Source organism: uncultured Chloroflexus sp., assembly GCF_938091255.1.
In the GTDB taxonomy this organism is placed as follows: domain Bacteria; phylum Chloroflexota; class Chloroflexia; order Chloroflexales; family Chloroflexaceae; genus Chloroflexus.
On the sequence record NZ_CALLJH010000028.1, the window covers coordinates 1 to 19,014 of the forward strand.

The window sequence follows — 19,014 nt, forward strand, 5'->3', positions numbered from 1 at the left end:
CACCTCCTTTCTAGGGAGCAATCCCACTCACTGCTCACGTGCTACGGCGCGGCTCATCACCACGCGTGCCTGTTCAGGTGCTAAACCCCACACCCCCTAGCTCACTGCTGGGGGGTGTGGGGTTTTTTGCTCGCGCGCCGGATGCGGTGCTCTTTGGCTTGGGTACGTACAGCACGCCACGACACATACGCGAGCACTATACTTTTCAGCTATGGCGTGCAGGAGTGAACTGTCGCCTTCTACAATGCGCACGATGCACTATTTGATAGCGCAACGTTGAGAACGTTCATTCACGAAACTGATAGAGCCAATTGAGCTGGCGTTGGCTCAACCAAGCAGGCATTAGTCGTACTATCCTATTTCGTAGCCATTGTAAGTAGCCTGAACGGATATGCGCGATCTGGCTGAACAGACGCGCAGCGCGGGCAATGCGCTCAACACGGGGCCGGCGCGTTTGTTCATAAGCGTGCAACGTTTCAAATAAGGGCAGCTTACTTAAACAATCAGCCAACACAATGGCATCTTCAATCGCCTGCGCACCGCCCTGACCAAGATTTGGCATCATTGCATGGGCAGCATCGCCAAGCAATACCACTCGCCGTTGCCACCAACTCGGCAGCGGCGGCAATTCGTAGAGATCGGTGAGGATGATCTCGGCAGGCGGCGTATGTTGAAGCAACGTTGGCACTGGTTGGGGAAATGTAGCATAACGTTTCGCTAACTGAAGCGTTGCTAGGGTTTCATTTCCTCCCGCCGGCGCAAGCAGAGGCGCAAACCAGTACACATGGCGCTCATCAATCGCTGAAAAACCAAACCTGTGCTCGCCATCCCACCATTCTTGACAGGTATGAGCTAAGGGTGGCGGCAATGTGAACGAGGCGATGCCGCGCAGACACGTCTGCCCGCTATAGCGCACAGCAATGCCGGGAAAGAGCGTTTGGCGAATGATCGAATGCAGGCCGTCAGCCCCGATCAGCAAATCAGCAACCGTTTCGGAACCATCGGCAAAGTGCATAGTTACGCGCTGCTCGTCTTGGGTAAAACCAGTACATCGGTGATCAAGCTGGCAGGTTTCAGGCAGTAGATGATCGCACAAGACGTGATGCAAATCGGCCCGCCGGATCGAAAGAGTGGTATATCCTAGCCGCTCGGCGATCAAGCGCAGGTCTACTTGCTGTAGCAAACCATCACGGCAATCGAGTATTTCAATCTTGGCCAACGCCCAACCGCAGCTCATAAGCGGCACGCTTAAACCTAGTCGATCAAGCGCCCGCAACGCATTCGTAGGCAACCAGATGCCCTTGCCAACAGGTTGCCATGACGCCGCAGCCTCGTACACCCGTACCGAGAAACCGCGCTGCTGTAATGCGATCGCTGCGGTCAGCCCACCAATCCCGCCCCCGACAATTGCAATCTGCACAGTATTGACCTTTCGCACGAAATAGTACCTTCAGGTGATTCCATAGTTTTTGGATCAAGATTACATTATTGTCAGGTCAAGAGGTTATCTCTGCTGAGCGCAGATAAAAGTTATCGCGTTTGGCTGAGATCTTCGACCAATGCGCTATTTTCATTATCAAGTTAGCTTCATCAGGAACACCCTTGCATGGAACTCACCCGACGAGATCTTCTCGAAAGCGGCGCTCTGCTGATTACAGGGTTAGCCGCCGGCGGTTTTGCCGCTATCGGAGCTCCAGCCACCCCTGTCGCCGCCTGCTATAACGCTCCACCCTCGCTACGCGCAGTTGCGATGCGGCGCTTAGCGTTCGGCCCTAGTCCTGAACTCATAGCGATGTACGAGGCCACTCCGGGAAGCAATGACGAAGAGCGGTTTGACAATTGGGTACGCCAGCAACTGAACCCCGCGGCGATTGATGACACCCCCTGCGCCAACCGGCTCGCCGCAACCCAACTCAAAATCCGCTACACGTACAACAATCAGACGATGAATGAAATCCGTTCGCTCAATTGGCTCAATGCCTCACGTGAATGGCTCTGGCAACATCGCGTCATTCCTGACTTGGCTTGGGCGGAACGGATGCGGCCGTATGACGAAGTACGGGTTGCTACGTGGATTCGGGCAGTATATAGCCGGCGGCAGCTCTTCGAGGTGATGGTCGATTTCTGGCACAACCACTTCAATGTGCGGGCCGACGCCGATTCACGGATTGCGGCGACGTGGCCAGATTATGACCGGATCATACGCACGCACGCGCTCGGCAACTTTCACACACTGTTGCTCGAGGTAACGAAGAGCGTGGCGATGATGTACTACCTCAACAACGTTAGCAACAAAGCAGGCGGCGGCGAAGGTGGCAATGAGAACTTTGCCCGCGAACTGTTCGAGCTACATACGCTCGGCAGTGAGCATTATCTCAAGTTCTATGACCAACGCGAGAACATCCCGGTCGTCGAGTACGGTAGCGAACGGTTTGCCGCGGCGTACATCGATTACGACGTCTACGAAGCATCACGTTGCCTCACCGGTTGGACAATCGCCAACGGGCGTGATGGGAGACCAAACACTGGGGCATTTTATCTGATGGAAGCGTGGCACGACAACTTTCCCAAAACAGTGCTCGCACCGGCGCCGCTGCCGGGCATTCCGCCGGCACCGAATTTCCCCTTCAACAACGGCGCGCAACGCGATGGCGAGGAGGTGTTGCGCCTCGTTGCCCGCCACCCCGGCACAGGCCGTCATCTGTGCAAAAAGCTCTGCCAGCGCTTGGTTGCTGACGACCCACCTGAGGTGCTCATCAACGCTGCTTATACTGTCTGGATGCAACACCGCGATTCGCCCGACCAGATCCGGCGCGTGGTGGAGACGATTTTGTTATCACCCCAAGCAAAGAATATCTTTGGGCACAAAATGCGCCGTCCGCTCGAATCGATCTGGGCCTTTTTGCGGGCCACGAATGCCAATCTGCCTAGTGATGTCGCTTCGGTTAACGGGAATGCGACCGAAGGCAACTATTGGCAGCGTCTGTTCTGGAACGTCGATCAGACTGGTCACCGCCTGTTTGGGTGGGATACGCCGACCGGCCATCCCGATCGGGCTGAGTATTGGGCCAACACTAACGCGCTGCTGCGATCGTGGAATTGCTTTTACACCATCTCCCAATCGTGGGGCGGGAATGTTGGCATTGACATCGTCGGCCAAACCCCTGCCGGCCTGTCGTGCGCCGGGATTGTTGATTTTTGGCTCCAGCGGATGCTGACCTACACACCAACCGGCGATCTGCGCACCCTACTGATCAACTTCCTCGCCCAAGGCGGCGATCCAAACCAGCCGCCGCAACCGTTGCGCGGCGCGCCCGATTGGGGCAGCACGGAAGCAGTGCGTGATCGGATCAAGGCGATGGTGCAATTGTTGGCGATGAGTCCTGAGTTCTGGCTGCGATAAGTAACGCCCAATCCAAGGAGAATACAACAATGCAATGGACACGCCGCGAGTTTCTGATGGGTTGTAGCACTGCAATCGCTGCCATGGCCGCTGCCCGGATCGGTCACTTGGCATTCGCCGAGCCGGTCCAGCCGCAAGCGACCAATGAGATCTTTGTGCAGATCTTCTTGCGGGGTGGTTGCGATGGTCTCAGCTTGCTTAGCCCCTACGACGATAGCCATTATCGCACAGCCCGCGGATCGCTCGCGCTACCGTTGAGCGGCGCCAATGCGCCGTTGCGGATTGACACGTACAATCCTTCGTATCAGACAAACAGCTTTGGCCTCAATAGCAAGATGCCCCATCTGCGCGATCTCTACAACAGCGGCCATCTCGCGTTCATTCACGCCTGCGGCCTCACCGACGACACCCGCAGCCACTTTGATGCAATGGACTATATCGAGCGCGGGACGCCGGGCAACAAGACGACCAGCAGCGGCTGGATTACGCGCCACTTGCAATCACAAGGCGGAACGAGCAGTTTGCTACCGGCAGTGGCAGCCAATACCGCAACCCCGGCTTCGTTGCTCAATTATACTGCGGCAGTCGCGATGACATCGCCGAGTAGTTTCAATGTGAGCACGTACTGGCGCTACAACCGCCCCGAAGATAATTATCCCTTTCTGACCACGTTGCGCGAGATGTACAGTCGCAGCGCGATCAATCCGCTCGCCCCGGCTGGTCGGCGGGTGACGCAGGTGATCGATCTTATGAGAAGTATGGGCAGCTATAATCCAAGCAACTATCCATCGGGAACCTTTGGCGATGCGCTGAAGACGGTTGCCCAGTTGATCAAGGCTGAGATCGGCTTGCAAGTGGCAACGATTGACTTCGGCGGCTGGGATACCCACGAAGCGCAGGCGAATAGCGATGGCAGTGGTTATTTGTCTGACCGGCTCGGCATCCTCTCACAAGGGTTAGGCGCGTTCTACAATGATCTGGCAAACTACCATTCGCGTCTGACGATTGTGGTTTTGAGTGAATTTGGCCGCCGACTGGGCCGTAACCAGTCGAACGGCACTGATCACGGGCATGGGAATGTGATGATGGTACTGGGCGGGAATGTGAACGGGAGAAAAGTGTACGGCACGTGGCCGGGGTTGCATCCCGATCAACTTGATAAACGGCAAGATTTGCAGATTACGACCGACTTCCGGCAGGTACTGAGCGAGATCTTGATCCGCCGGTTGGGCAATCCTAGGCTGGGAACTATCTTTCCCGGCTTAGGGTCGTACACGCCGCTAGGCATTGTCCGGGGCGCGGATTTGCCGCCGGTGCTCTCAGCGGAAGAAGCAGGGTTGGCTAACGCCGAGCATCGCGTGTTCGTACCGGTGATTCAGCAGTGTCGGTGAGTACACTCCTCCTCTTGCGCCGGCCTTGCGGATAGCCCCCCTGCTCGTGCTCGCGGGGAATTGCTTCGCCGCCTACGGCGGCGCGCAATAATGCAGAAAAGCGGCGATGCGCAAGGATTGAGCACACGTTGAGCTGTCACACGCTACGCTAGCGAGTTGCCGGCACCTGCTGGCTGAGGCAGTGCCACGAACCCAATCCCCAAATGACATCGGTAGCATCGATACCTACCACGCGCCGATCGGGGAAGCAGCGCTGCAACACCTCACAAGCGCGCTGGTCATTGGGATGGTTAAAGATCGGTACGATCACTGCATGGTTCGCAAGGTAAAAATTGGCATACGAGGCCGGCAGACGCTGGCCTTGAAAAACCACCGGCGGCGGCATTGGGATGGTCAGCACCGTGAGCGGCTTGCCGGCGGCGTCGCGCATGAGTTGCAGGCGACGGAGATTGTCTTGCAAAGCATGGTAGTTTTCGTCGCTGGGATCCTCTTCGACCGCGGCGACGACAGTGCTCGGTGCGACGAAACGGGCGATGTCGTCAATGTGGCCATCGGTGTCATCGCCAACAATACCCTCGCCGAGCCAGAGAATCGTATGCACGCCGAGCATCTCACGCAGGCGCTGCTCGATCGCGGCCCGGTCGAGGTGCGGGTTGCGGTTGGGGTTAAGCAAGCATTGCTCAGAGGTCAGCAACAACCCCTTACCATCGACATCGATCGAACCGCCTTCAAGCACCATCTCGCCACGGAAGCGCGGCACGCCGAGGTATTCGGCCATGCGGGCCGGAATCTGGTTATCGAGATCGTAGGGCGGATACTTCTCGCCCCACGCATTAAACTCCCAATCGGTCGCGGCCAACTCACGTCCGTTCGGACCGTCGCGCACCACAAAGATTGCGCCGTGGTCACGACACCATGCGTCGTTGGTGGGAAACTCGTGCAGGCGAATATCGCCACTTGCTCCAGCTTCGGCTAAAAAGGCACGGGCCTGCGCTGCCATTGCGGCATCGTTGACATTGAGATGCACTGTTTCGCCGCGAGCTACCTCGGCAACAAAGCGAGCATAAACTGGCCAGATTCGCTCAATAATCCCCGGCCAGCTCGCCTCTTTATGCGGCCACGACAGCCACGTCGCCTGATGCGGCTCCCATTCGGCAGGCATGAAATATCCAAGTTCGGCAGGAGTCGCCATCACACCTCCTCCTCATCAATATAGCGGCGGGTAATCTCGCCATAGGCATCGATCCGACGATCGCGCAGAAATGGCCAATGGGTGCGTTGCACATCGATCTTGCCTAGATCGGTTGGCGCAACCAGCACGGCTGGCTCGTCAACCGGGGCGCGGGCAATGATCATACCCGACGGGTCGGAGATAAAGCTCTGGCCCCAAAACTCGATCCCGCCAGACGGATCGCCTTCGTGGCCGGTGCGGTTGATACTCACCACATAGCAACCGTTGGCAATCCCATGCGAACGCTGGATGGTCTCCCAGCTCTGATGTTGGGCAACGCCGTATTCGGCTTTTTCAGCGGGATGCCAGCCAATCGCGGTCGGGTAACAGAGAATGTCAGCGCCACGCAGCGCGGTGAGCCGGGCGGCTTCGGGGTACCACTGATCCCAGCAAATGAGCACACCAATGCGTGCATAGCGAGTCTTGAACACCTTGAACCCCAAATCACCCGGCGTAAAGTAAAATTTCTCGTAGAAGAGCGGATCATCGGGGATGTGCATCTTGCGATACTTCCCCAAATAGCGGCCGTCGGCGTCGATCACCGCCGCCGTGTTGTGATAGAGACCTTCGGCTCGCTTCTCAAACAGGCTCGCGACAATCACCACACCCAACTCAGCCGCCAGCTTGCTGAGACGCTCGGTACTAGGGCCGGGTACCGGTTCGGCCAGCGCGAAATAAGCGTGGTCTTCGCTCTGGCAAAAGTAGAGCGAACGGAACAACTCGGGCAGACAGACAATCTGCGCACCTTGAGCAGCAGCAGCACGGATACCGGCTTCTGCCGTAGCCATATTAGCTTCCGGGTCGGCGGTGCAGCGCATCTGCACCAAACCGACATGAACAATGCGTTGCGCCATCTCATCTCTCCTTCAGGGCATCTCACCACACACCGCCGTCAATCAACCGTAGTCGCCCTTGCCGGATCGCTTCTTCGGCGCCAGCCCCAGCGACATAAACCCACGCCTCGCGCGGGCCGTTAGCCGTCTGCACTGTTATGACAACCCGCTCGTAGAGATTGCCGGCGCGAGCGGGCATACAATCCTCTAACTCATCGAGCAGCGCCAAGACCGGCTGATACCGAGCTGGCGCCACTTCCATCAGCTCACCGAAAACGGTCGAACCCGGCGGCACCAGATCAACCGCTCGAACGAGAAACGGGTACGGGCCGGCGGTATAAAGCGCAGCACCGGGCAACCAAGCCGGCTCCTCGCTCACCGTCTGCCCGGCCAACAAACGGGCATAGTTTGCATGACCTCGCTTTAACGTTCCGTAGACAAAAAATGGACGCATCAACTATTTTTCGCGGTATACTAACAACGACGCCGCTATGCGGCACCCTGATACTATACCATCATTGTACGGACATAGCGTTGCTATGCCCCAACGAGGAGCGCATGCATGCCGATTGAAATCGCTCTCATGATCGAAGGCCAAAACGGGCTGACGTGGCCGCGCTGGCAGCGATTGGCGCAAGCCGCCGAAGATCTTGGCTTTGCCGGCCTTTACCGATCCGATCACTTTACCAACGCCAATCCGCCGGAAAAAGAATCGCTCGAACTGTGGATCTCGCTGGCATGGCTGGCTTCACACACCAAACGGATCGAATTCGGGCCGCTGGTCTCGCCGGTCTCGTTTCGCCACCCGGCGCTCACGGCGCGAATGGCGGCAGCGGTTGATGATCTGTCTGGCGGCAGGCTCCAGCTCGGCTTGGGAGCGGGATGGCAAGAGCGCGAACACACAATGTTTGGCTTTGACTTACTGCCGGTTAAGGAACGATTCCAACGTTTCGCCGAAGGGCTAGAGGTGGTTACACGCCTGTTACGCAGCGACACGCCGGTAACGTGGATCGGCGAATACTACCAACTGCGCGACGCGATCTTACTCCCACGCCCGCAACGTCCGGGAGGGCCGCCGATTGTGATTGGGGGCAACGGCGAAAAGCGCACCCTTACGCTCACCGCCCAATACGCCGATGAGTGGAACGCGGTCTTCGTGCCGCCAGCGCGCTTCGCCGAACTCAACGCTAAGCTTGACGAACTGTTGACCGCAACTGGTAGACCACGTACAGCAGTCCGCCGGTCGTTGATGATCGGGTCGGTGTTTGGGCGAGATGACGCAGAAGTCGAGCGGCTACTGGCCGGACGCGACCGGGCCGCGCTGCGTGAACGCGGGATGTTAGTGGGCACAGCTGGCGAGATTGCCGAGCAGATTCACGCCTTCGCAGCGGTCGGCGTCGAGCGGATCATGGTGCAGTGGCTGGATTTGGATGATCTTGACCGGTTGGAAGCATTTGCAACGCAGGTCTGGCCGCAAACAACGTAAACATATCAGCGTAACAACATGCAGACACGTTGGCAAACCACGCTCTGGATTATGTTCATCGCCCAATTTCTGTCGGCGATCGGCTTTTCGATCATCTTTCCCTTTCTGCCGCTGTACGTGGCCTATCTCGGCGTAGCTACGTTTGGCGATGTCGCCCTCTGGGCCGGGTTAGTCTTTTCGCTACAGGCGCTGACGATGGCGATTGCCGCGCCGATCTGGGGATCGTTAGCCGACCGGCTCGGCTACAAACTGATGGTCGAGCGAGCGATGTACGGCGGCGCGATTATTCTTTTGCTCATGGGGTTTGCCCGGTCGGCGGAAGAACTCACGCTGTTGCGCGCAATTCAAGGGATGATTACCGGCACCATTTCGGCAGCCAATGCGCTGGTCGCGACCGTCACCCCGCGCGAACGAATGGGCTTTGCGATGGGGGCATTGCAGATGGGCTTGTGGAGCGGCACTGCTGCCGGGCCGCTGATTGGCGGTCTTATGGCCGAGACGCTCGGTTTTCGGGCGACATTCATCACCACGGCGGTGCTTTTGCTCGCATCGGGGATGCTGGTGACGATAGGGGTGCATGGGGGCGGGAAGGCGCCGACGAGACAGAAGCAACAACGAACCAGCATGGTGCAAAGCTGGCTGATAATAGCGCGCACTCCCGGCATCGGGCCGGCTTACGGGATGCGATTTCTGAGCAGCTTAGGGCAGACCATCTTGCTCCCGTTTGCGCCCCTCTTCATTGCTAGCCTACTCAGCGCCGGTGAGCCAGTCAGTGCCTTCACGGGCCTGATTGTCGGCGTTTCGTCGGCAGCAGGCACAGCTACCGCCATCTGGCTAGGCCGGCTCGGCGACCGGATCGGGCATCGGCAGGTGTTGATGGGTAGCGCGTTGCTAGCTAGTTTGGCCTTTGCCCCACAAGGATTGGTCACGAACGTCTGGCAACTGTTGGTGTTGCAGGCGCTGAGTGGGGCCGCGATTGGCGGGATCACCCCCTCGCTGAGCGCGCTGTTGGGGCGTTACACCGCTAGCGGCAGCGAAGGGGCGGTCTATGGCCTTGACAGTTCGATCGTCTCGGCAGCGCGGGCCGTAGCACCTTTGATCGGAGCGTTAGTGGTGGGGCCGTTTGGGTTCGGCAGCGCCTTTTTCGTCAGCAGCGCAGCGTGCATCGCGATTTGCATCGGCGCGGCGCGCTTACCGGCGGAAGAGCGGCGATTAGCACCGGCAGATTAGCGGGGAGGAGGTTACGTCGGAGTGCGCCGGATTGGGATCATTGATCTCACCCTAGCGGGGGGCCGTCTGTTTGGGCGGCTTAGTGGCGCGCCCGCTGTCGCGCCACGATGAACGGCTCTTTCACCTTATGAGGCGCAACTGATTGGGTATGACCACGTTCGGCGGCGAACCGGCGACCACGGCGCAGATCGTCTTGTTTGGCGACTCGCGGGCCGCGGCGTGGCCGGTGCCGGCGGGATTCGCCATCGCCAACTGCGGCATCCCCGGCTTCACTAGCACCCAAGCGCGCTTCCGCTACCGGTTGGACGTTAGCCCGCTCAAATCCAAACTCGTGATTGTCCAAGTAGGGGCAATGATCGAACAGCGCTGGCTGGGTTTAGGCACACAGAAGAGCGCATCATACAAACCACAATTGCCAATCTCGGCACGATCGTGAACAAAGCGCGCAGCAACGGCAGCCGAGTGATTCTCACAACCATCTTTGGGCTTGGTCTCAACGCCTGCGAGCGCCTCGATCCGGCGACGGTGCAGATACAGGCGGCGATTGAACGAGTGAATCGAACGATCCGGCACATAGCAGCACCGAATGTGGTCATCTTCGATAGTGTAGCGATATTGGCTGATGAGAGCGGTTTCGTTGCTGAGCAATACCGGGACGATCTCCTGCATATCAATGCGGCAGGCTATCGAGTCTTAAACGAAGCGCTCGGCAACCTACTGGCAGCGCAGCTACAGCATTAAGCAAATCACCTTACGTCCTCCGCCGTAATTCGAGCGGCACCGCATCGAGCGAAGCAAAGATCGGCACCTCGTGGCCAAGGGTCACACCAGTCATACTCACGGGGCAAACATAGGCATACATCTCAACCCCCATCGAGCGCGCAGTGCGTAAGGCGCGGCTAAAGGCGCGATCGATCGTCTCGTCAGGGGCAAAGGCAACGCCTTGCGAACGTTGAATAATAAACACGACCGCCGCGCGCTGGCCATTACGCGCAGCATTGGTCAATAGTTCGAGATGATGGCTACCGCGATCGGTGGGAGCATCGGGAAAGACGGCGACATTCTCAACCAAGCGCGTCACCGATTTAACTTCCAGCCAGCAGCTATCAAGCCCTTCACTAAGACGAAAATCGATCCGGTGCGGGCCAAGCTGAACTTCGCGTTGCACGCGGGAATAGCGAGCAAACTGCGGCAATGCACCTAAAGACAACGCGGCGGCGACGAGCCGGTTGGGCAAGTGGGTATCGAGCGACACTAAATCGTGCCCTTGATAGACCGCTACCACCTGAAACGCCGTTTTGCGACCAACTTCTTCACGCGGGGCGAGCAACAAACGTGCGCCGGGCACGAGCATATCAACCAAACGACCGCGATCGGCGAGATGGGCGCGTACCATCCGGCCACCCATCTGCGCCTCAATCAAAAACTGGCCGGAACGGGCAGCAAAGGTTGCCTCGACCAGCGGCGCGCCGGTCGAGAGGGGCACCCGCACGGTGGGGTGGATATGGGAGCTGGCATGTTGCTCAGTATTCATTGCATTAGTATAGCATACGGAGTTAATGAGCCAATACATTATCCACCAGAGCACTTAAAGTCGTTGACAAGCAGCAGCGACAGGGTAAAACGATCTCGCATCGCCGTCAGCATGACACCTAATCAGGTGCAACGAACGCCCCACTCCACCGCAGTACGCTTTTCGGAAGGAACCTGTAACATCGGATCGGCTACTAGCACCAAGACCGAATGGCCGTGAGGTAAGGTCACGACGACTGAATAGATGCGTGGTTCAGGAGTAGCTAGCGGAGATGTTGCCGCGCCTTGCCCGAAGAGGGTCGTTGAAGGTTGCAATACTACCATCTCAAGCGGCTAAGATGATGAAATGGTTCGGACGCTGGCCGGCTTGCACACCGGGCCATTCGGCAATCAGGCCGAAAAGAAGTGGAATTACCGGCTCATCACCACCCGCGCCGTCCACCACACTATCCAGACATTCTGCCAAGGATCGTCTAACGGCGGCTGGTTACGATACCCGGCTGCTGGAACTGAAGTGAATTGACTCCAGATCGAGCTAAACAACCAAAGTACGCCAACGATGGCAACCATCGTTATAATCAACAACTCAGTTACTAGGCGTTGCCGTGATACACACGACAAGTTGATATTGAAAGTTCGATCAGCCATAGTAGGTAACTACTCACGCTTTCGGTGACGCTAGCAAACGATTGTAATTCAGGCGCAAGAGCGTAAAGCGGCCTTACGAGGGCCGATACTGCTGATGGTACAATTGGGGAGGAAGCATGGCTACGAGGATACTCAATGCTGACCCATGATGACATTGCCCGCGCACTGGCATACTACGATGTCGGCGAGCTACGGTCGAGCCGTCCGGCCAGCCATGGCGCGATCAACGAAACGGCCTTCATAGAGACCACGGTTGGCCGGTTTGTCATCCGGCGCAACCGGCGCCACATTGGGTTTCAAGCCATCAAGTTACGCCACCGTCTGCTTGATTGGCTGCGCCAGCGCGGCTTCCCGGCGCCGCGCGTCTTGCCGGCGCGCAACGGCGATACGGTTGTGATCCTCAACGATCGGGTGTACGAGCTGAGTGTGTTTATCATTGGCGACGAGTTCAATCCGAGCCGTCCACGCCAACTGAGCGACATTGGCCGGGTGTTGGCCAGCTATCACCGGGCCGTGACCGGCTTCCCCGATCCGCCCCCACCCCCACCGCCACGCTATTTGCCATCGAGCTTGAGCAGTTTAACCGAACGCCTCATTACCCGTGATCTGTTAGGAGACCTGACCGTTACGCTCCATTGGTACGAACGGCGAATCGCCGAGTTGCGCCGGCAATTGAGTGATGAAGCCTACGCCAAGCTGCCGCACCTGCTCATTCACGGCGACATTCACCGTGACAATCTTATTTTCCGTGGCGATGCAGTGGCGGCACTCATTGATTACGACCAGATCGGCATCGACGCGCGGCTCGTTGATGTGGCTGATGGGCTGGTTGACATGGCGGTTGGTCCACCGCCGCCCAATTGGTCAATGTGGGGAGTTTATCGCGCACCGCTTGATCTTGAGCGGGTGCAACTCTTCCTGAGTGCGTATAATGCGATTGCACCTTTGTCGAAGAGTGAGGCGCAGGCGCTGCCGGCGATACTGGAAGTGATTTGGCTGCAAGGCAATCTGCGCCGTACCCTAAGCACACCAGATGCCGAGCCAGATTACCATCTTGAGCTGTTGGGACAGGGACAGTGGTTGTCGGAATGGATGGATCGCCACCGTGAGCATGTTCTCGCCGCAGCGATGGTATACTAAGTTTGTTCCTAATGGCTTGCGTAGCGCAGGCCATGAGCATGACAACAAACGAGGCGCTTGTCGCTTGGCCGGCTTTCGGCACAGCATGTAATAAGCGCACGCGGCTATTCCTCGTCTTCGCGAGCGACTGCGACTGCTGCGGGTAGACTAGACAATGCGTAACTTTGCCAAGACCTGCGCTCGCAATAACAGAACGACACCGCTATCCGTCACTACCATCGCGGCAGGGTATAACGGTATGGCACATTACCCACAATATCCGGCATGAGAATACGCATGCAGCGTTGGATGCGCGTTTTGGCCCATCTCTGGACAATTATGCTGGCCGGTGTAGTCGTGAGCTTGCTCGGCGGGCTATCGATACGCTGGCTAGTGCCATTATCACCGTGGGTTGAAGCGCCAACGGTAGAATTACGCGATCCCTTGCCGCAGAGCCAAGCGGTGCCACCACGCAGCACGATCACGCTTGCATTTAGCACGCCGATGAACCCCTTTACGGTCGTGCGCGCGCTGCGGATCGATCCGCCGTTGGCGGGATCGTTTGAGTGGTCGGATGATATGCAAGTGTTGCGGTTTGTGCCGGCGCAACCCTTGCAACCAGCCACAACCTATCGCGTGCAGGTCATGGCTAGCGCAGAAAGCCGGTGGTGGCGACCATTAGCGCAACCCCTCGACGTTGCATTCACTACTGCTGCGCAACCTACGGTCGCCGCTGCGCTGGCACCGCGCTCGCGCGACGCGCCGATCGCTCTCATCTTTAGCCAGCCGATGGTCGCCACGAGCGCCGTTGGCCAACCTGCCTCGCTGTCGCACGTACAACTGACGCCACCGTGGCCGCTGGAAGGGCAGTGGCTCGATCCGCAGACTCTCCTATTGCCGCCATCGATCGCGTTCACCGCAGCGACGACCTACACCCTCACCCTTGACGCTCATCTACGCGATGCGCGCGGCATCGAACTCGGCCAGCCGTTCCGGTGGCAATTTGTCACGCCTTGGCCGGCGTTGATCGCGCAAACCCCGCCACCCAGCGAACGGTGGGTGAATCCGCAACAGCCGCTGACACTGGTCTTTGATGCGCCAATTGATACCCGGCTGCTTAGCACCGCCTTGACGATCACGCCGGCAATCAGCGGCGATTTTAGCAGCGCCACCATTGATGGCAAGCATACGGTCACGTTCACGCCGTACCACGGCTGGACTCCCGGCCAAACCTATCAAGTACGCATCCAACCGCCATCCGCCAGCCAACCACTGGCAGAATGGCGCTTCACTGTAGAACCTGAACCGGCGCTGATCGCCTCGTTTCCGGGACAAGGACAAACATTAGCACCGGGGCAAGAGATTCGGTTGATTTTTAGCACACCGATGGATGAAGCCGAGCTGCGATCAGGATTACGCTTTGACCCGCCGGTAACTGAGATTGAGCTACAGGTTGACGAGAATCGCGTCAATCTCCGGCCTGCATTGCAGGCAGCAACCACCTATGCGATCACCGTTGCTGCCGGCACCCGCGATCGCAGCGGCGTACCGCTTAACGAAGAAGTTTCCCTTGCTATCCGCACGGCGAGCGCGCCACCACGGTTGCACATCACGAGCGATTCGATTGTGAGTTTTCCTGCCGACGCGCAGCCGGCAGTGACGTTAGAGCGGATGAACGTGAGCGCGGTTGACGCACAGCTCTACCAACTCGATGCGACGACGCTGGTGCGCGCGATCTCGCTCCGGCCAACCGAATGGCCTAGTTTCGTGCCCGAACGCTATGGTCAGCCGCTCGTGCGGGCATGGCGAGAGACCTTCTATGACCCGCCCGACACCGTTATGCGCAGTCTGCTGCCGCTGGTCGCCAACAGCGCCGGCGACCCGCTGCCGACGGGTGCGTACTATCTGCGCTTGACCGCCAGCAGTGGATTGCGCGTTGACCGGTTAATCCTGATTTCGGCACTGCACTTGACAATGTTGCCTAACGGCAATGAGGTGTTGCTCTGGGTGACAAGCAGTGGCAATGGCGCACCGGTGAGCAATGTTGCGGTGAGTATCTATGCCGGTGAAACGATGCTCGCCCGCGGCAGCAGCAACGAGCAAGGTCTTTGGCGGATCAAGGTAGACGAGCTAGGATTGGTGAGCACTAATGCGCCGGCCCGTACTCTGATTGCGCTTGCCGAAAGCAACGGGATCGCCCTTGCCCGCCAAGACATCACCACCATCCTCCAACCACGCACCCAAGCCTTGATAACGTCTGACCGGCTCAGCTACCGTCCGGGGGGAACCGTGCGCATTAGCGGTGTGGTGCGCGAACGGCAAGCTGATGGCCGGCTAGACTTGCCGGCTGCCAGCACGTGCGACCTCCAACTCGACGGCCAGAACGTGCTCGGAGAGCCGCGTGCCGTGGTCTGCACAGTGAGCGAGAATGGAAGGTTGAATGGCAGTCTTCAACTCAATGCCCGCACGGTACCCGGTTTGTACACCGTGCGCGTATTCGTTGGCGATTCGACATACGCTATCCCGATCAGGGTGAGTGTGCCGGCGACCGGCGCCACTGCACGAGTGATCCCGATCCGTCCGGCAGGATTGGCGGTTGATGTCACCCGCGCCGATCTGCCTGTCAGCGGTGCGGTGGTGAGTTGGACGTTACGGATTGCGACGTTAGCGACGGTGGAACTTGATGGAGTAGATGGTGAAGTTATCGGTGCAACCAGTGAAACCCAAGCCAGTGCGGTGACCGATCCGAGCGGGAGAGCCGTGATTAGCTTGCCGGCTGACGAGAATCTGCTGCGCCCGCTCCGCTACACCCTTCACCTCATCGTGCAATTGCAGGACGGCGAGCAAATCGAACGCATAACCGAGGGGGTGATCACGCCGCGCAGTCCCCGCTTAGCGATCACGATGCCCGCTGTGATCGAGCGCAACGAACGGGCAAGCGTAACGGCAACGTTACGTGCGGCTGATGGGCAACCCATCACCAATACCCTAATCGAAATCGACCTCCGGCGCAACGCTGCCGAACCGCCGCTGCTGATCCGCCGGGTACGCACTGGAGCCGATGGGCAGGCTACTACCGAACTTGTCACCTTAGCACCGGGCCGGTATGAACTCACGGCGCGGGCCGGAACAGCTCTCACCCGCAAAGAGCTGTGGGTAGCAGGATCGAGCATCGGCACCGCTGAACCGCGAATCATTGCTGATCGTCCAGCCTATACCGCTGGCGACGTCGCCCGCCTTTTGCTTACCGGGCCAAGCGGCGGCGGAACTGCGCTGGTGATCGTGGGGCAAGGCGAAAACGCGCTGGTCAGGCAAGAGAATGTCCGCCCCGGCAATATCATGATCATACCGATCAGCGCTGATATGGCGCCGGTTACGGCGATCACCGCCCTGATCGATGACGGCGTGCGTGTTTGGACGACCGCAACCACGATCCAGATCGACCCGCCGCCAGCGCCGGTCATCAACCTCAACCAGCGCGAAGTCTTGCCCGGCGCGACCATCCCCCTGACGGTCACGGCGGCTACCGATGATCTACTGGTGACGCTGACGCCTATTCACGCACCGCCAGCGAGTCTGGATCGCTGGAATAGAGTGCTCTTGCCGGGGCAACCGGCACTGGGGACACCCGGTAGCTTACCCGGTATCAATGTCCTTGCTGGCGTGCAATCTTCCAACAACCAACACGAAATCACCGTGCGCCTACCCAACCAGCAGGGCCGCTGGCGACTTGAGGTGATAGCGATCGATCCTGCCGGCATCGCTAGCAGCGCTAGCACGTTGATCGATACCAGCCAGCCGGTGGAGGCGATTGCGACGCCGTTACCAGTATTGCGGCCAGCCGATACCGCGATTGCGACCTTGATACTGCGGAACGTTGATGGGCAAGAGCGCACGATCCGCGCACGGCTATGGCTCAGCGGCGGCGTGTTGCTCGATCCGTTCGAGCAAATCGTGCGCGTGCCGGCTGGCGCAACAGCGCCGGTGCTCTGGCGGGTGCAAGCGCAAGCGCATGCTTCGATCATTGGGTTGCGCTACGAAGTAATTGATACTGTCAGCCTGCCGCCCATTGAATACGCCGTGCCAGTGCGACGAGAGGCGCAGCTACCAGTGACGGTGCAAACACGGGTGACAGCTAGCGCCATTGAGCTCACCCTGCCTGACGGCAACAACGAAGTGGTTATCGCGGCTAGCGCACGGGCAGCCTTAGCCGATCAGGCGCAACGACTGTTGCAAACGACGCCGCTAACGGCTGAGGCGCTGGCTGCGGCAGTGATCATTGGCCGCACACTGGAACGCACGGCGCCCACCAATGCGGAAGCGGATGAGTGGCGCACGCTGATCGACAGCGCGCTTACCCAACTGCACGCACTGCACAACAGCGATGGCGGGTGGAGTTGGTGGCCGGGTAACAGCTCAGACCCGTTTGTGACGACCTTTGTGCTTGAGGCGATTGGTCAAACCGAACCCGCAACCCGGTTGCGCGAGCTGAGCGAACCGGCGCTGGCGTACTTGCGCCGGCACCGACTAGCCCAACCCGCTGATGCGCAAGCGTATTCTGATTATGTCATGTCAATCCATGGTGAAGAAACAGGGCAGCCAGCCCTCCCTGCCGGCGCCGGCCCTGCCGGACGCGCCTTCACTGCGTTGCGCGCCACGAGTGGGCGGAACGCGCTCCTTGCGCCGTTCTGGAACACGGCGAGCAGCGGCTTGCCGTGGGCCGGTGCAGACGGGATGCCACCCAGTGCACTGGCGGTAAGCGCCACTGTGGTGCAAGCGTTAGCCGCTGAACGTCCGGCTGACCCGCGGTTATCCACGTGGCGCACAGCGCTCTTGCGGCACTGGCAAGGAGACGGCTGGTCAACACCCTACGAAGCGGCACGGGTGGCGCTGGCGCTCGGCCCAACCTTACTCACCAGTGACACCAGCGTGAGGGTAACGCACAATACTGCTCATCTCACTGCCGAACGGCCAATCAGCGGCGTCGAACGGTTCCGGCTTGATGGTGGCACGTTCCGCGTTGAGCCAACTAATGGCACGGCGCTGATTGCCACGCGCAACTCAGTTAGCAGCGCCGGCCAGCCGGGAGAGGTGCGAGTACGGCTATGGTATCGAACTGCAACGGAGCCAAACATCATTGATCAACCAGTTGACATTGAGCTGCTGCTAATCGTGAGCAAGCCCATCTTCCGGTTAGAGGCTGCCATCCCGCTGCCAGCCGGGCTTATGCCGGTCAAAATTAATGCTGGAGAGGGTTTCACCTACCAACAGATTGACCGCGAATGGCGACAGGTGCAGATCGGCGGGGCTTATCTCGACCCCGGCGTCTATCGCGTAACGATCACTGCGCAAACGACCACAGCGGGAGTCTTTGCGATCCCACCGGTGGTGATCACGGCGCCGGGCAGCGATGTTGCGCCAGTCGTAGTGTTCGCGCAAGAGACTATCACGATTGAACCAATGATCCGGTAAGCGGGCATCGCGAGCGACGCACCCTGCCGCACTGCAGGCATAACCCCGCGAGTGCGGGAAGCGTGATGAAATGAACACGACCATCCTTACCACCGAACGGCTCTGGCTGCGGGTCATGGCGCCACGTGACAATGAAGCGGTGCGGGGATACTTTCGCCGCGCATGGACGTTCGGCGAAGATTGGTTGCCGATACCGCCCGATGACTTTTTCACCTTGCAAGGCCAGCGTCGCCGGTTGGCGGCAGAAGAAGAGGCCCGCTACGCCGGGCACAGCCTACGCCTGTTCTTGGTGCGGCGCGATGACCCGCTCGAGCGGATTTGCGGTGATATCTGGATCGACAACATTGAACGAACGATACGCCACACAGCGATCATCGAATGCCGGATGGAAGAGCGTTCGAGCCGGAAAGGGTATATGCGCGAGGCTTTAACCGCCGTGATCGGATTTAGCAACACCACATTAGGCCTGCGCCGGTTAGAGGCATTGATCGCACCGGCGCATACGGCTGCCTGCCGGCTGGCTGAAAGGTGCGGATTTCAGCCGTTGGCAGGGGTGACGTGCTGGCGGCGGATTGGGTTGGGGTGGGTGGAACATCAGGTCTATGCAGTGGAATGGTGAAATGGGAGAGACGCACGGCGGTGTGTCTCCAACCAAGACGCACGGTGAT

The 19,014-nt window shown here is 59.0% G+C and carries 15 protein-coding genes; 9 read left to right on the top strand and 6 right to left on the bottom strand.

Annotated elements, in window-relative coordinates; translation table 11 throughout:
• Nucleotides 1–286 precede the first annotated feature (286 nt).
• Entirely contained in the window at nucleotides 287–1,438 is a 1,152-nt protein-coding gene (locus Q1A00_RS10130) for an FAD-dependent monooxygenase (RefSeq protein WP_298404995.1), read from the bottom strand.
• Between the two features lie 168 nt (nucleotides 1,439–1,606).
• Here Q1A00_RS10130 and Q1A00_RS10135 point away from each other — a divergent pair, with 168 nt between their 5' ends.
• Both Q1A00_RS10135 and Q1A00_RS10140 read left to right on the top strand, forming a co-directional pair.
• Nucleotides 1,607–3,403, top strand: a complete 1,797-nt coding sequence (locus tag Q1A00_RS10135; protein ID WP_299756603.1) for a DUF1800 domain-containing protein — start codon at nucleotides 1,607–1,609, stop codon at nucleotides 3,401–3,403.
• Between the two features lie 29 nt (nucleotides 3,404–3,432).
• Nucleotides 3,433–4,794: a DUF1501 domain-containing protein gene (locus Q1A00_RS10140; protein ID WP_298404989.1), complete on the top strand. Its 1,362-nt coding sequence runs from the start codon at nucleotides 3,433–3,435 to the stop codon at nucleotides 4,792–4,794.
• 148 nt (nucleotides 4,795–4,942) lie between these two features.
• Here the strand turns inward: Q1A00_RS10140 and Q1A00_RS10145 are convergent, their stop codons facing one another.
• The 3 genes from Q1A00_RS10145 to Q1A00_RS10155 are packed head-to-tail and all read right to left on the bottom strand — an operon-like array spanning nucleotide 4,943 to nucleotide 7,312.
• Complete coding sequence (locus tag Q1A00_RS10145; RefSeq protein ID WP_298404987.1) at nucleotides 4,943–5,986, bottom strand: agmatine/peptidylarginine deiminase; 1,044 nt, start codon at nucleotides 5,984–5,986, stop codon at nucleotides 4,943–4,945.
• Entirely contained in the window at nucleotides 5,986–6,879 is an 894-nt protein-coding gene (locus tag Q1A00_RS10150) for a carbon-nitrogen hydrolase (RefSeq protein WP_298404985.1), read from the bottom strand. Before Q1A00_RS10150 ends, Q1A00_RS10145 begins: the two co-directional genes overlap by 1 nt.
• 22 nt (nucleotides 6,880–6,901) lie before the next feature.
• A complete protein-coding gene (locus tag Q1A00_RS10155) occupies nucleotides 6,902–7,312 on the bottom strand; it encodes a gamma-glutamylcyclotransferase (protein WP_298404982.1) in 411 nt (136 codons plus the stop codon).
• Nucleotides 7,313–7,420: 108 nt separating this feature from the next.
• On the opposite strand from Q1A00_RS10155, the gene Q1A00_RS10160 reads away from it, so the two are divergent.
• The 4 genes from Q1A00_RS10160 to Q1A00_RS10175 all read left to right on the top strand — a co-directional run bounded on the left by Q1A00_RS10160 (nucleotide 7,421) and on the right by Q1A00_RS10175 (nucleotide 10,315).
• Complete coding sequence (locus Q1A00_RS10160) at nucleotides 7,421–8,344, top strand: LLM class F420-dependent oxidoreductase (RefSeq protein ID WP_298404979.1); 924 nt, start codon at nucleotides 7,421–7,423, stop codon at nucleotides 8,342–8,344.
• Between the two features lie 18 nt (nucleotides 8,345–8,362).
• Nucleotides 8,363–9,574: an MFS transporter gene (locus Q1A00_RS10165; protein ID WP_298404977.1), complete on the top strand. Its 1,212-nt coding sequence runs from the start codon at nucleotides 8,363–8,365 to the stop codon at nucleotides 9,572–9,574.
• 148 nt (nucleotides 9,575–9,722) lie between these two features.
• Nucleotides 9,723–10,010: a hypothetical protein gene (locus tag Q1A00_RS10170; RefSeq protein ID WP_298404974.1), complete on the top strand. Its 288-nt coding sequence runs from the start codon at nucleotides 9,723–9,725 to the stop codon at nucleotides 10,008–10,010.
• Nucleotides 9,986–10,315 carry an SGNH/GDSL hydrolase family protein gene (locus Q1A00_RS10175; RefSeq protein WP_298405003.1) on the top strand — a complete coding sequence of 110 codons (330 nt, stop codon included), beginning with the start codon at nucleotides 9,986–9,988 and terminating at the stop codon, nucleotides 10,313–10,315. Before Q1A00_RS10170 ends, Q1A00_RS10175 begins: the two co-directional genes overlap by 25 nt.
• Before the next feature lie 10 nt (nucleotides 10,316–10,325).
• Here Q1A00_RS10175 and sfsA read toward each other — a convergent pair whose 3' ends face one another.
• Together sfsA and Q1A00_RS10185 are read right to left on the bottom strand one after the other, a co-directional pair.
• On the bottom strand, nucleotides 10,326–11,108 hold the full coding sequence (sfsA, locus tag Q1A00_RS10180) for a DNA/RNA nuclease SfsA (protein WP_298404971.1): 783 nt from the start codon (nucleotides 11,106–11,108) through the stop codon (nucleotides 10,326–10,328).
• 410 nt (nucleotides 11,109–11,518) lie between these two features.
• Entirely contained in the window at nucleotides 11,519–11,755 is a 237-nt protein-coding gene (locus Q1A00_RS10185) for a hypothetical protein (protein ID WP_299756610.1), read from the bottom strand.
• Between the two features lie 135 nt (nucleotides 11,756–11,890).
• On the opposite strand from Q1A00_RS10185, the gene Q1A00_RS10190 reads away from it, so the two are divergent.
• The 3 genes from Q1A00_RS10190 (at nucleotide 11,891) to Q1A00_RS10200 (ending at nucleotide 18,965) form a co-directional block, all read left to right on the top strand.
• Nucleotides 11,891–12,895 carry a homoserine kinase gene (locus Q1A00_RS10190; protein ID WP_298404965.1) on the top strand — a complete coding sequence of 335 codons (1,005 nt, stop codon included), beginning with the start codon at nucleotides 11,891–11,893 and terminating at the stop codon, nucleotides 12,893–12,895.
• A gap of 276 nt (nucleotides 12,896–13,171) precedes the next feature.
• Complete coding sequence (locus Q1A00_RS10195; RefSeq protein WP_299756613.1) at nucleotides 13,172–18,346, top strand: Ig-like domain-containing alpha-2-macroglobulin family protein; 5,175 nt, start codon at nucleotides 13,172–13,174, stop codon at nucleotides 18,344–18,346.
• A gap of 70 nt (nucleotides 18,347–18,416) precedes the next feature.
• A complete protein-coding gene (locus tag Q1A00_RS10200) occupies nucleotides 18,417–18,965 on the top strand; it encodes a GNAT family protein (RefSeq protein WP_298404959.1) in 549 nt (182 codons plus the stop codon).
• Nucleotides 18,966–19,014: the final 49 nt, after the last annotated feature.

Excerpts from the sequence above, each read along its gene's own strand:
- sfsA (WP_298404971.1), bottom strand. The coding sequence starts at position 11,108 with ATGAATACTGAGCAACATGCCAGCTCCCATATCCACCCCACCGTGCGG.
- Q1A00_RS10155 (WP_298404982.1), bottom strand. The coding sequence starts at position 7,312 with ATGCGTCCATTTTTTGTCTACGGAACGTTAAAGCGAGGTCATGCAAAC.
- Q1A00_RS10185 (WP_299756610.1), bottom strand. The coding sequence starts at position 11,755 with ATGGCTGATCGAACTTTCAATATCAACTTGTCGTGTGTATCACGGCAA.
- Q1A00_RS10165 (WP_298404977.1), top strand. The coding sequence starts at position 8,363 with ATGCAGACACGTTGGCAAACCACGCTCTGGATTATGTTCATCGCCCAA.
- Q1A00_RS10190 (WP_298404965.1), top strand. The coding sequence starts at position 11,891 with ATGCTGACCCATGATGACATTGCCCGCGCACTGGCATACTACGATGTC.
- Q1A00_RS10140 (WP_298404989.1), top strand. The coding sequence starts at position 3,433 with ATGCAATGGACACGCCGCGAGTTTCTGATGGGTTGTAGCACTGCAATC.
- Q1A00_RS10135 (WP_299756603.1), top strand. The coding sequence starts at position 1,607 with ATGGAACTCACCCGACGAGATCTTCTCGAAAGCGGCGCTCTGCTGATT.
- Q1A00_RS10200 (WP_298404959.1), top strand. The coding sequence starts at position 18,417 with ATGAACACGACCATCCTTACCACCGAACGGCTCTGGCTGCGGGTCATG.
- Q1A00_RS10145 (WP_298404987.1), bottom strand. The coding sequence starts at position 5,986 with ATGGCGACTCCTGCCGAACTTGGATATTTCATGCCTGCCGAATGGGAG.
- Q1A00_RS10160 (WP_298404979.1), top strand. The coding sequence starts at position 7,421 with ATGCCGATTGAAATCGCTCTCATGATCGAAGGCCAAAACGGGCTGACG.
- Q1A00_RS10195 (WP_299756613.1), top strand. The coding sequence starts at position 13,172 with ATGCAGCGTTGGATGCGCGTTTTGGCCCATCTCTGGACAATTATGCTG.
- Q1A00_RS10170 (WP_298404974.1), top strand. The coding sequence starts at position 9,723 with ATGACCACGTTCGGCGGCGAACCGGCGACCACGGCGCAGATCGTCTTG.
- Q1A00_RS10150 (WP_298404985.1), bottom strand. The coding sequence starts at position 6,879 with ATGGCGCAACGCATTGTTCATGTCGGTTTGGTGCAGATGCGCTGCACC.